Source organism: Microbacterium sp., from assembly GCF_029263575.1.
GTDB lineage: Bacteria > Actinomycetota > Actinomycetes > Actinomycetales > Microbacteriaceae > Microbacterium.
This window is the reverse complement of sequence record NZ_JAJUFV010000104.1, coordinates 1-10,434: the sequence shown is the minus strand read 5'-3', so window position 1 is coordinate 10,434 and position 10,434 is coordinate 1. Positions and strand designations below refer to the sequence as shown.

Here is a 10,434-nt window from a genome sequence, read left to right as displayed (position 1 = left end):
CGATGGTGATCCAGCGGGCTGACCGCCGCGTCGCCAATTCGCGGATCTCAGTGATCAGGGCCGTGCGCTCGGCTCGCGGAATGTGCACGAGCACGCCCGGGGTCGTGATCACGAGCGTCGCGCCTGTGGGGGCGGATGCCGCGAGCGCACTGAGGTGCTCGCGGGCATCGCCGCGCACCATGATCGGCGGATCACTGCGCACGACTTCGAGCGCCGCGGTGATCCGCTCTGCTCGCCCGGTCTCCCCCGGCCACACGAGCGATTCGAGCCAGGCGCGATCCCGCTCGTCGCCGGCGTCGAGCGGATCGAGATCGATGCCGGCGCGCCAGGTGACCTGCGGCATCCGCAGCGTGGGCATCTCGCCGCACACCTCGCTCGTCAGCACCGCCGGCGACGGCCCATCCACCGGGTCGAGCACGGCCCGCATATCGCCGTCGGCGTCGACGAAGCGATACGAATAGCGATCCGGGTACAGACACAGACCAGCGGATGCGCCGAGCTCGAGCAGCGCGATGGGGCCGTCGATCTCAGTCAAGGCAGGAAGAAGTGCCGCGAGGCGCAGCGGCTCGTTGGTCTGCAGGCGCCGCGCCGCGCACTCGTCGACGACCTCGTCGGCGTGTGCGAGCACAAACGCACGCCACGTCTCGAAGGCCGCCACTGGAGCGCCCAGCATCCGCGTCACCGCGAAGACAAGCGGCGGCTGGCGCCTCGTGGCCGGAATCCGCTCGAGGATGCTCTGCACCGGAGCATCGTCTGCGACACCCTCGGCCCACTGGCGGTAGAGCTCTGATCGGCCGGGAGCTTCGTCACGGGCGAAACGCCGATATCGCTCGCGCACGGATTCGGTCACGCTTTCATTCTCTCGTGACGGCGCGCGGGCGCCAGAAGAGGAGGAGAATAGAGACGACCCAGGAGGACCAATGGACTACACCGTGAAGAAGACCGACGAGCAGTGGCGCGCGGAGCTCGGCGATGAGCAGTTCGCCGTCCTGCGGCAGGCCGCGACCGAGCGTGCCTGGACGGGTGAGCTGCTCGATGAGAAGCGCGCCGGGCTCTACACCTGCGGCGCATGCGGTGCTGAGTTGTTCAAGAGCGGCACGAAATTTGACTCCGGATGCGGTTGGCCGAGTTTCTATGAGTCGATCCGCCCCGATGCCGTTGAGCTGCTCGACGACAACACGCTCGGCATGCAGCGCACCGAGGTTCGCTGCGCGAACTGCGGCTCGCACCTCGGGCACGTGTTCCCGGACGGATTCGGCACGCCCACCGGCGATCGATACTGCATGAACTCGCTCGCGCTGAACTTCACCCCCGGCGCCGACGCATAATTCGCCGCCGGACGAATTGTCGTCGGCCCCAGCTACTCTGACCGCATGTGCGCAAGCTATGGACTGGATCCGCGATTCGACGACCGCGAATACCGCGACGTCGTCGATGCCGCTGTGCTCGAGGGGCTGCGATCGTGGGCGCAGGGAAACGGCGGTGAGATCCTGCGCCCCACGGGCAAGAACCTGCGCAATCTGAACCCCATCGTGACGGGGGTCTCTGCGTGGCAGCCAGCGTGGTGGGGCTATCTGGTCGACGGTGCACCGGCGAGCTTCGCCTCGATCAACACGCGGTCAGAGCGACTCGCCGCCACCACGGGTGCCCTGCCCGACCGGGCGATTGTGCCGGTCTCGTTCTGGCGTGAGATGGCGAAGCCGTCGCGAGTCTGGCAGCATTTCAGCGCTCCGGATCACAAACTGCTGGGTCTGGCTGCGGTGACCAGACCGGGGCGTACCGCCGATGGCACGAACTACACCTGCTTCAGCATCGTGATGCAGCCGGCCGCCAGCCACGTGGAGCACATCCACGATCGGATGCCGCTGCTGATCAATCCGGGATTCGCTGAAGAGTGGCTCACGACGCCGAATGCGAGCGGCGAACTGATCGACGCTGCGGTGGCGGCTGCGAGGCCGATCGGCGAACAGATCGGCGTGGCGCCGGAGTCAGACGAGAAGGTGTCAGCGAACACCGATCGACTGTTCTGACGTAGGCGACGACCCCGGGGCACAACCTGCCTCGGCTATGGTGAGGCGAAACACCCCGACTGCAAGGAGCACAGCCATGGGATCAGAAGCGACCGCGTCATTTCATACCAACGCGGATCCCGCGGCTGTAGGCGCAGCGGTCAACGCTCTCATCACCGAGAAGAAGTACCGCCTGGTCGGCCAGACGGACGACGGCCTGCTGATCGATTTCCTGACGAAGAAGTCCATGTTCAACTGGGAGCTCGCGGTGCGCGTCACTGTGACGCCCGCGGCATCCGGCTCCGACGTCAACCTCCTTCTCGATGTCGGCCTCGGACGGCCTCCCGCCCTCATGGACGGCATGAAGAACCGCAAGGCCGTCGACAAGCTCGCCGCCGAGCTGCAGTCGAAGCTCGGCTGAGCATCCAGCAGGGGTTCCCGCATGACGACGGAAGACGAGGCCGGAAAGCCACGCCCGCGCGCGCTCCGCGACGGCACGACAGAGCCACGCTTCGCCGCACGGTACGCGACGATCGACGAAGTCGCCGAGCTTCTGGGCGTCACGCCCGTGTCGCTGCGTCAGACGATGCGCCGTCGCGACGCGAACGAGGCATCGTCCGCCAGCGACGCGTTCATCGACCCGATCGGCAACGTGTCCGGCTACCTGTGGGATCGCGATGACCTCACGCCCGAGGCGATCGAAGCGTGGCACAACCGGCCACGACGCGGGCGTCGGCCGAACAGTGCGCGCTAGCAGCGACGGTTAGAGAGATCAACCCCCTGACCGGTTCATGCACCGGCACCTAGCGTGGGCGGCACGGTGCGATTGTCGCGCCGAGGAAGGAGCACCATGACCACGCTCAGCGGAAAGAAGGTCGCGTTCGTCGCGACCGACGGCTACGAAGACAGCGAGCTCACCGAACCCTGGCGGGCTGTGACGGATGCCGGGGCGGAGGCCGTCATGATCGCCCCCGACAACGGCGTGATCGAGGGAAAGAAGCAGCACCGACAGCCCGTCGATCAGATATCGGGCGAGGCCGATGCATCTGAGTTCGATGCGCTGGTACTCCCGGGCGGTGTCGTCAATGCCGATCACCTCCGTATGGATGAGGCATCCGTGCGGTTCGCTCGCGGCTTCTTCGACGCTGGTAAGCCCGTCGGCGTGATCTGCCACGGCGCCTGGCTGCTCATCGAAGCCGATGTCGTCCGTGGCCGCACGATGACGAGCTACCCCAGTCTGCGCACAGACCTGCGCAACGCCGACGCAGACTGGGTCGATCAGGAAGTTGTCGTAGACAACGGTCTGGTGAGCAGCCGCCGCCCCGACGATCTGCCAGCGTTCAACGCCAAACTCATCGAGGAGATCGGCGAAGGAGAGCACCCCGCCGCGTCCTGACGGCGATGGGCGCGGCCTCGTTTCACGGAGCCGACTACGGGACTCGAACCCGTGACATCCTGTTTACAAGACAGGTGCTCTACCAGCTGAGCTAAGTCGGCGAACACCATCTAGCTTACCGATGGTGAGAGGTGCTCCGAACCTACTCGTCCGCAGGCGCCTTGGTCGGCGTGGGGGTCGGGGTCGGGGTCGCTTCCGTGTCACTGGCAACGGTGAGCACGAACTGCGAGAACTCGGCCGGGTCGTCAAGCGCGCCGACATATGCCTCACCGTTGATCACGATCATGGGCGCGCTCGTCAGCGCCAGATCGTCCGAGCCGACCAGCGGTCCCTCGAGAGCGCGCGAGGTGGCGTCCTTCGCCCACGACAGGAAGTCCTGTCCCTCGATGCACTCGCGCACCACCTCGCCGTCATCGGCTCCGACAGCGATCGCAAGGTCGGCGAGTTCGACGTCGCTGCGCCCGTCGCTGTCGACCTCGGGCTGGTCGATGAGCAGTTCGTGGTTGAACGGGTAGAACTCAGCGGGCGAGTACGACGCGACGCATGCCGCCGCCGCGGCAGCCCGCAGCGAATACTTCGTGCCGTTCGAGCTCGCCGTCAGCATCGACACCGGGTGGTAGGTCACCGTGACCGCACCCTCGGTGATCCATCCGGCAAGCTGACGCGCGTTGGCGCGCTCGAACTGGCCGGCATCCGGGGCGAGGTAATCCACGTAGATGTGCACGTCGACGGCGGATGCCTCGGCCGTCGACTCCGGCGTCGGCTCGGTCGTCTCACCAGTCTGCGACTCCGTCGGCGCAGGCGTCGGCTCAGTGGGCACAGCTTCGGTGCTGGCATCCGTGACACTGCCTACGACGATGCCGTCGCCTTCCATGCCCTTCGGCGTCAGCGTCGGCTCTGAGATCGACGACGTCACGGCCAGCGTTACGGCCGTGCCGATGGCTCCGATGGCGACGACGGCGACGACACCGATGATGATTCGTCGCATGATGCGCACCCTGGACTGCTGGGCGTGCACCTGCTGAGCCTTCTCCCGAACCGCCTCACGGGAATTGCGAGGGGTGGGGACGTTCGGCGTTTCGTCGCTCGACATCGTTCCTCTTGAAAGTCTGGTGGGGACGGGTTCCCCGACGTCCGCTGTGTGAGCAGGACCAGGTTCTATGTTAATCAGGCTGTCTGAGAATCACCCAGATGCCACCATTCATGCCATAATGAGAGCGGCCCGACGGCGGGCCACGGTGGGCGTTTGTCCACCGCATCCATCACAACGGATCGTCCGGCACGTACCTGCCGGTGAAGGAGAAAACAATGGCATCTGTCACGTTCGACCAGGCCACGCGCCTCTACCCCGGCGGTACCCGCCCGGCAGTCGACAAGCTCAACCTCGAGGTCGCAGACGGCGAATTCCTCGTTCTCGTCGGCCCTTCCGGCTGCGGTAAGTCCACGTCTCTGCGCATGCTCGCGGGCCTCGAAGAGGTCAACGACGGTCGCATTCTGATCGGCGACCGTGACGTCACCGATGTGCCCCCGAAAGACCGTGACATCGCCATGGTCTTCCAGAACTACGCCTTGTACCCGCACATGACGGTGGCCGAGAACATGGGCTTTGCGCTCAAGATCGCCGGCGTCGGCAAAGAAGAGCGCGCGTCCCGCGTTCTCGAGGCCGCCAAGCTGCTCGACCTCGAGGAGTACCTGACCCGCAAGCCGAAGGCTCTCTCGGGTGGTCAGCGCCAGCGCGTCGCCATGGGCCGCGCGATCGTTCGTCAGCCGCAGGTGTTCCTCATGGACGAGCCGCTGTCGAACCTCGACGCCAAGCTCCGTGTGCAGACCCGCACGCAGATCGCTTCGCTGCAGCGTCGTCTGGGCGTCACCACGGTCTACGTCACGCACGACCAGACCGAGGCGCTCACGATGGGTGACCGTATCGCCGTCCTCAAGGACGGCCTGCTCCAGCAGGTCGGCACGCCGCGCGACCTGTACGAGAAGCCCGAGAACGTCTTCGTCGCCGGTTTCATCGGCTCGCCTGCGATGAACCTGTTCACGTCTGACCTCGCTGAGGGTGGCGTGCAGTTCGGCACCGAGGTCGTACCGCTCGAGCGTGACACGGTCGGCCGCGCCAACGGCAGCCAGGTCACCGTCGGCGTTCGCCCCGAAGACATCGTGGTCGGCCCCGCCGACGGCAAGGGCCTGTCGGTCACCGTCGACCTCGTCGAAGAACTCGGCGCCGACGGCTACCTCTACGGGCACACAGAGATCAACGGCAAGCGCGCCGACCTCGTTGCCCGTGTCGATGGCCGCAACCACCCGAACGCCGGCGAGACCGTGACGCTCGCCGCGACCGCCGGGCACGTGCACGCCTTCGACACCGAGACGGGGCTGCGCCTGAACGACAAGCCCGTCATCTCAGCTTCGTAAGTCTCATTCACGCGGCGCGGGCTGGCCTTCGGGTCGCCCGCGCCGCGTCGCTTGTCGGGAGCACCATGCAGGACGCACTGCGCATCACCGCCAGCTCGATCGATCCGGGCCTGCTCGGGCTCCCCTGGTCCCTGGCCCTGGAACGGTGGCCGTCAGAGCACATCGTTTCGCTGCCGAAGGGGCTCTCCCGACACCTCGTGCGCTTCGCCGACCTCTCCGGACACGTCGTCGCGGTGAAAGAGACCACCGCCGAGATGGCTCAGCGCGAGTATGAGATGCTCGGCAACCTCGCCCGCCTGGACGTGCCCTGCGTCGATCGGGTCGCCGTGATCGCCGGGCGATCGGATGCCTCGGGTGAGGCTCTGCCCGCAGCGCTGGTCACCTCGCATCTGCGCTTCTCGATGCCGTACCGTGCGCTGTTCACGCGGGTGCTTCGACCCGACACCGCTACGCGCCTGGTCGATGCCCTCGCGCTGTTGCTGGTGCGTGTGCACAATGTCGGCTTCTACTGGGGAGACGTCTCGCTGTCGAACACACTGTTCCGTCGCGATGCGGGCGCTTTCGCCGCCTACCTCGTGGATGCCGAGACCGGCGAACTGCACGAAGAAGGCCTCACCGAAGGCCAGCGCCTATACGATCTCGACCTGGCCCGCACGAACATCGCCGGAGAGATCATGGATCTCGCCGCCGGCGGGCGCCTCGAGCACGGTGTCGATGCCATCGCCATCGCCGACGGCATCGTGTCGTCGTATCACTCGCTGTGGGCCGCGCTCACCGCAGAAGAATCGTTCTCGGCGAATGAGACCTGGCGCATCACCGAACGCGTCGAGCGGTTGAACGCCCTGGGCTTCGACATCGATGAGATGTCGATGTCGACGACGTCAGACGGCACGCTCGTCAAGATCCAGCCCAAGGTCGTCGATGCCGGACACCACCAGCGCCGGCTCATCCGTCTCACCGGCCTCGACGTCGAAGAGAACCAGGCGCGGCGACTGCTCAACGACCTCGACGAGTTCCACGCCCGCTCCAAGAAGGAATGGGCCGATGAAGAGATGTACGCGCACGAGTGGCTCACGCGCGTTTTCGAGCCCGTCGTGCGCGCTATTCCCTACGAGCTGCGCGCGAAGCTGGAGCCCGCCGAGGTGTTCCACCAGGTGCTCGAGCATCGCTGGTATCTCTCCCAGGCCCACGACCGCTCTGTGCCCCTCGCCGAAGTGCTCACCTCATACATCAACGAGGTGCTGCGTCATCGGCGTGATGAGGCCACGATCATGGGCCCGCCGACCGAGACGATGAGCCTTCCTGTCGTCACGGGCGCGCTGTCGGTCACCGATGATGACGAGGTCGACTGGCGCGACCTGGTGTGACACCCGGGTGAGGCCCGGAACTAATACCCGACGGCGAAGTTCTCGCGGCGGTGCCGCGGGTTCTCGATCTCGTCGACGAACGCGCAGCCGAGGTCGCGGCCGGAGATGAAGGACTCTCCCTTGTCGTCGGTGACCAGCACGCTCCCGCCGTCGCGGTAGATGCCCGTTCGCTCGCCCGGCGCCCAGGCTCCGAACCCGCCAGCGGGGTGCACGAAGAACCAGTCCTTGGTCTCGGGGGTCTGCTGCAGGTCTTCCAGCACACCGATGGCCTCGAGAGCCTCGGCCTTGAACTCCTCCGGGAAGCCGGAGTCGATCACGCGTGCACCACCAGGAGCGACGAGGCTGCCACCGGCGCCTCCGACGACGCCGAGTCGCACGCTGTCGTCGAGCGCCGCGAACAGTTCAGCCGTGGCCGGACGCACCTTCCCGGCCATGTTGCCGCGCGGGGAGATCGCCTGGATGACGACGTCGACCTCTTGCAGCTGCTCGACCAGCCCGGCAACATCAAGGATCGTGCCTTCAAGGTAGATGGCGCCCTCGACGCGCTCAGTTGGCACCGATCGCGCGATAGAGACGACCGAGTGCCCGCGCGACACCGCCTCGGCGACGATGTTCGAGCCGGCGTAACCGGTTCCTCCGATGACTGCGATGCGGGCCATGATTTTCTCCTTGCCGAACGATGAGTGGTCGTGAAGAGACAGCGCGCGGTGTCGGTCAGTTATTCCCCGACAGCTGCGCGCGCCTGGTTGCCACCTGATACAGCGCGACGGAGGCGGCGATTCCCGCGTTCAGCGACTCGGTGGCCGACGAGATCGGGATCGAGACGATCTGGTCGCAGTGCTCGGTGACAAGTCGCGATAGCCCCTTGCCTTCCGAACCCACGACGATGACGACCGGGCGGTCGGCCAGCTCAAGCGCGGGCAGGTCGACGTCACCGCCGCCGTCGAGTCCGATGACGAACACGCCCTGTTTCTTGAACTCTTTCAGCTGCGTGGTGAGGTTCGTGGCGATCGCGACAGGGATGCGGGCGAGGGCTCCGGCGCTGGTCTTCCAGGCAGCCGAGTTGACACCGGCCGAGCGTCGCTGCGGCAGGATCACTCCGTGCCCGCCGAACGCTGCCGTCGAGCGGATGATCGCGCCGAGGTTGCGCGGATCGGTGATGCCGTCCAACGCCACGAACAGCGGCAGATCGCCCCGCTCGATGACCTGCTCCAACAGATCCTGCGGATGCGCGTACTCATACGGCGGTACCTTCAGCGCGACGCCCTGGTGCACGCCGTCGAATCCGGCCATCCGGTCAAGTTCCGGCCGGGTGACTTCGAGCACGGGAATGCCACGATGCGTGGCGATCGACAGCATCTCCTTCACGCGATCGTCCATCTCGACGCGCTGGGCGATGTAGAAGGCGGTTGCGGGGATCTTCGCCCGCAGGGCCTCCAGCACCGAGTTGCGGCCCGTGACGTGCTCAGTGTCGTCGTTCGACTTCGAGCGACCCGAGCCCTTGCGGTTCGCGCCCCCGGAACCTGTCGAGGCTTTGCCGCGCCCGCCGGCAGCGGCGTAACGCTCTGCCGCGGCCTTGCGTTTTCCGGCCGGGTGCCAGGCGCGATCCTCGGCTTTCGGGGTCGGTCCGCGCCCTTCGAGGGATTTGCGGCCGAGCCCGCCTGTGCCCTTGGTCGGGCCCTTCTTCTTGCCGCTGCTTGCGCCGGGGCGCCCTGGCTTAGCCATCAATGCTCCAATGAGTTCCGTCTGGGGTGTCTTCGAGAACGATGCCCGCCGCCGCGATCGCATCGCGGATTCGATCGGCGCTCGCCCAGTCTGTGTCGGCCCGCGCCTGGGCCCGTTGCGCGATCATCGTCTGCACGAGAGCGTCGAGGGCGGATGCTTCGCCACCGGCAGCTTCGTCGCCTCCGGCCGCGAGCCCGAGGATCTCAAGCATCGCGACAACTGCGCGCGCAGCATCCGTCGCTTTCTTCGCGTCGGACTGATCCAGCGCCGAGTTACCCGCGCGCACTGTCTCATGCACGACGGCGAGCGCCTGCGGCACACCGAGGTCGTCGTCCATGGCCGCCACGAACGCGGCAGGCAGGTCTGCGGGCACGAGCACCTGTGGGTCAGCATCCGTCGCACGAAGCACGCGCTGGCGGAACGTCGCGATGCGATCAAGCGCAGCGGATGCCTCAGCGAACGACGACGCCGACAGGTCGAGGCTGGATCGGTAGTGAGCCGCGGCCAGCGCGTAGCGCACGACGAGCGGGTCATGCTCGGCGAGCACATCGGCGGCGAGAGTGAAGTTGCCCAGCGACTTCGACATCTTCTGTCCGTCGACCGTCACCAGCCCGTTGTGCACCCAATACTGCGCGAAGCCCTCGCCGGCGGCGCTCGACTGGGCGAGCTCGTTCTCGTGATGGGGGAAGCGCAGGTCAAGTCCGCCGCCGTGCAGGTCGAAGGACGACCCGAGGTAGCGCTTCGCCATGGCCGAGCACTCGATGTGCCAGCCCGGTCGACCGTCGCCCCACGGCGAGCGCCAGACCGCGTCAGCCGGCTCGTCGGCCTTGGCGCCCTTCCATACCGCGAAGTCCTGCGGATGGCGTTTTCCTCGCGGGTCGGCATCCTGTGCCGCTTCCATCTGATCGGGCGACTGATGAGTGAGAGCGCCGTACTCCGACCATGAGCGCACGTCGAAGTACACATCCCCCGAGCCGTCCAGAGCCGGATAGGCGTGGCCGCGCTCGATCAGCGTGGCGATGAGCTCGTGCATCTGCGGAATCGACCCGGTCGCGCGCGGCTCGTAGGTCGGCGGCAGAATGCCGATGGCGGCATACGCCGCGGTGAACTCCTGCTCCATGCGGTAGGCCAGTGCCCACCACGTCTCGCTGTCATCGGCGTTTTCCAGCACTTTGTCGTCGATGTCGGTCACGTTGCGCACGAAGGTCACGCGCCCGTAGCGGTGCATGAGCCAGCGTCGCAGGATGTCGAAGCTGAGAGCGGCGCGAACGTGCCCGATATGCGGACCCGACTGCACCGTCGCACCGCACACGTACATCGTGACGTTCGCTGGGTCGAGCGGCACGAAGTCGCGCAGCTGCTGAGCGCGGGTGTCGTAGATGCGAAGAGTCACCGCTCTAGCGTACCCGGCGTGGCCCGGCGGGTTGCTTATGGGTGTGGATGCACGAGCGCGATCGCCGTCGCCGCGATCCCCTCGCCGCGTCCGGTGAAACCGAGCCCATCGGTGGTCGTGGCCGAGATG

General features: G+C 66.6%; 13 protein-coding genes and 1 tRNA gene. 7 read left to right on the top strand and 7 right to left on the bottom strand.

Going from position 1 to position 10,434, the window contains the following annotated elements:
* On the bottom strand, nucleotides 1-850 hold an 850-nt coding region (locus Q1J95_RS10960; protein WP_300267549.1), incomplete at its 3' end, for a DUF2332 domain-containing protein.
* Between the two features lie 70 nt (nucleotides 851-920).
* On the opposite strand from Q1J95_RS10960, the gene msrB reads away from it, so the two are divergent.
* The 5 genes from msrB to Q1J95_RS10935 all read left to right on the top strand — a co-directional run bounded on the left by msrB (nucleotide 921) and on the right by Q1J95_RS10935 (nucleotide 3,405).
* A complete protein-coding gene (msrB, locus tag Q1J95_RS10955; RefSeq protein WP_300267548.1) occupies nucleotides 921-1,328 on the top strand; it encodes a peptide-methionine (R)-S-oxide reductase MsrB in 408 nt (135 codons plus the stop codon).
* 45 nt (nucleotides 1,329-1,373) lie between these two features.
* Entirely contained in the window at nucleotides 1,374-2,030 is a 657-nt protein-coding gene (locus tag Q1J95_RS10950; protein WP_300267547.1) for an SOS response-associated peptidase family protein, read from the top strand.
* A gap of 76 nt (nucleotides 2,031-2,106) precedes the next feature.
* Nucleotides 2,107-2,430: a hypothetical protein gene (locus Q1J95_RS10945; RefSeq protein ID WP_300267546.1), complete on the top strand. Its 324-nt coding sequence runs from the start codon at nucleotides 2,107-2,109 to the stop codon at nucleotides 2,428-2,430.
* Between the two features lie 21 nt (nucleotides 2,431-2,451).
* Nucleotides 2,452-2,763, top strand: coding sequence for a hypothetical protein (locus tag Q1J95_RS10940; RefSeq protein WP_300267545.1), 312 nt, complete (start codon nucleotides 2,452-2,454; stop codon nucleotides 2,761-2,763).
* A 96-nt stretch (nucleotides 2,764-2,859) separates the two neighbouring features.
* Nucleotides 2,860-3,405, top strand: coding sequence for a type 1 glutamine amidotransferase domain-containing protein (locus tag Q1J95_RS10935; protein WP_300267544.1), 546 nt, complete (start codon nucleotides 2,860-2,862; stop codon nucleotides 3,403-3,405).
* A gap of 28 nt (nucleotides 3,406-3,433) precedes the next feature.
* Here the strand turns inward: Q1J95_RS10935 and Q1J95_RS10930 are convergent.
* Together Q1J95_RS10930 and Q1J95_RS10925 are read right to left on the bottom strand one after the other, a co-directional pair.
* Nucleotides 3,434-3,506 (bottom strand) — tRNA-Thr (locus Q1J95_RS10930).
* A gap of 41 nt (nucleotides 3,507-3,547) precedes the next feature.
* A complete protein-coding gene (locus tag Q1J95_RS10925) occupies nucleotides 3,548-4,498 on the bottom strand; it encodes a thioredoxin domain-containing protein (RefSeq protein ID WP_300267543.1) in 951 nt (316 codons plus the stop codon).
* Nucleotides 4,499-4,713: 215 nt separating this feature from the next.
* Here Q1J95_RS10925 and ugpC point away from each other — a divergent pair, with 215 nt between their 5' ends.
* Nucleotides 4,714-5,820: a sn-glycerol-3-phosphate ABC transporter ATP-binding protein UgpC gene (ugpC, locus tag Q1J95_RS10920; RefSeq protein ID WP_300267542.1), complete on the top strand. Its 1,107-nt coding sequence runs from the start codon at nucleotides 4,714-4,716 to the stop codon at nucleotides 5,818-5,820.
* A gap of 65 nt (nucleotides 5,821-5,885) precedes the next feature.
* The gene (locus tag Q1J95_RS10915) at nucleotides 5,886-7,187 is read left to right on the top strand and encodes a DUF4032 domain-containing protein (protein WP_300267541.1); all 1,302 of its coding nucleotides are present in this window, start codon (nucleotides 5,886-5,888) and stop codon (nucleotides 7,185-7,187) included.
* A 20-nt stretch (nucleotides 7,188-7,207) separates the two neighbouring features.
* Here the strand turns inward: Q1J95_RS10915 and Q1J95_RS10910 are convergent, their stop codons facing one another.
* The 4 genes from Q1J95_RS10910 to Q1J95_RS10895 form a co-directional block, all read right to left on the bottom strand.
* On the bottom strand, nucleotides 7,208-7,846 hold the full coding sequence (locus Q1J95_RS10910) for an NAD(P)-dependent oxidoreductase (RefSeq protein ID WP_300267540.1): 639 nt from the start codon (nucleotides 7,844-7,846) through the stop codon (nucleotides 7,208-7,210).
* Between the two features lie 55 nt (nucleotides 7,847-7,901).
* Nucleotides 7,902-8,912: a 23S rRNA (guanosine(2251)-2'-O)-methyltransferase RlmB gene (gene rlmB / locus Q1J95_RS10905; RefSeq protein ID WP_300267539.1), complete on the bottom strand. Its 1,011-nt coding sequence runs from the start codon at nucleotides 8,910-8,912 to the stop codon at nucleotides 7,902-7,904.
* Nucleotides 8,905-10,305 (bottom strand): cysteine--tRNA ligase, encoded by a 1,401-nt coding sequence (gene cysS, locus Q1J95_RS10900; protein WP_300267538.1) that lies wholly within the window; start codon nucleotides 10,303-10,305, stop codon nucleotides 8,905-8,907. Before cysS ends, rlmB begins: the two co-directional genes overlap by 8 nt.
* A 35-nt stretch (nucleotides 10,306-10,340) precedes the next feature.
* On the bottom strand, nucleotides 10,341-10,434 hold a 94-nt coding region (locus Q1J95_RS10895; protein ID WP_300267550.1), incomplete at its 5' end, for a 2-C-methyl-D-erythritol 2,4-cyclodiphosphate synthase.

Bases quoted from the DNA above. Each gene is read 5' to 3' on its own strand.
- msrB (WP_300267548.1), top strand. From the start codon at position 921: ATGGACTACACCGTGAAGAAGACCGACGAGCAGTGGCGCGCGGAGCTC.
- Q1J95_RS10950 (WP_300267547.1), top strand. From the start codon at position 1,374: ATGTGCGCAAGCTATGGACTGGATCCGCGATTCGACGACCGCGAATAC.
- Q1J95_RS10945 (WP_300267546.1), top strand. From the start codon at position 2,107: ATGGGATCAGAAGCGACCGCGTCATTTCATACCAACGCGGATCCCGCG.
- Q1J95_RS10940 (WP_300267545.1), top strand. From the start codon at position 2,452: ATGACGACGGAAGACGAGGCCGGAAAGCCACGCCCGCGCGCGCTCCGC.
- Q1J95_RS10935 (WP_300267544.1), top strand. From the start codon at position 2,860: ATGACCACGCTCAGCGGAAAGAAGGTCGCGTTCGTCGCGACCGACGGC.
- Q1J95_RS10925 (WP_300267543.1), bottom strand. From the start codon at position 4,498: ATGTCGAGCGACGAAACGCCGAACGTCCCCACCCCTCGCAATTCCCGT.
- ugpC (WP_300267542.1), top strand. From the start codon at position 4,714: ATGGCATCTGTCACGTTCGACCAGGCCACGCGCCTCTACCCCGGCGGT.
- Q1J95_RS10915 (WP_300267541.1), top strand. From the start codon at position 5,886: ATGCAGGACGCACTGCGCATCACCGCCAGCTCGATCGATCCGGGCCTG.
- Q1J95_RS10910 (WP_300267540.1), bottom strand. From the start codon at position 7,846: ATGGCCCGCATCGCAGTCATCGGAGGAACCGGTTACGCCGGCTCGAAC.
- rlmB (WP_300267539.1), bottom strand. From the start codon at position 8,912: ATGGCTAAGCCAGGGCGCCCCGGCGCAAGCAGCGGCAAGAAGAAGGGC.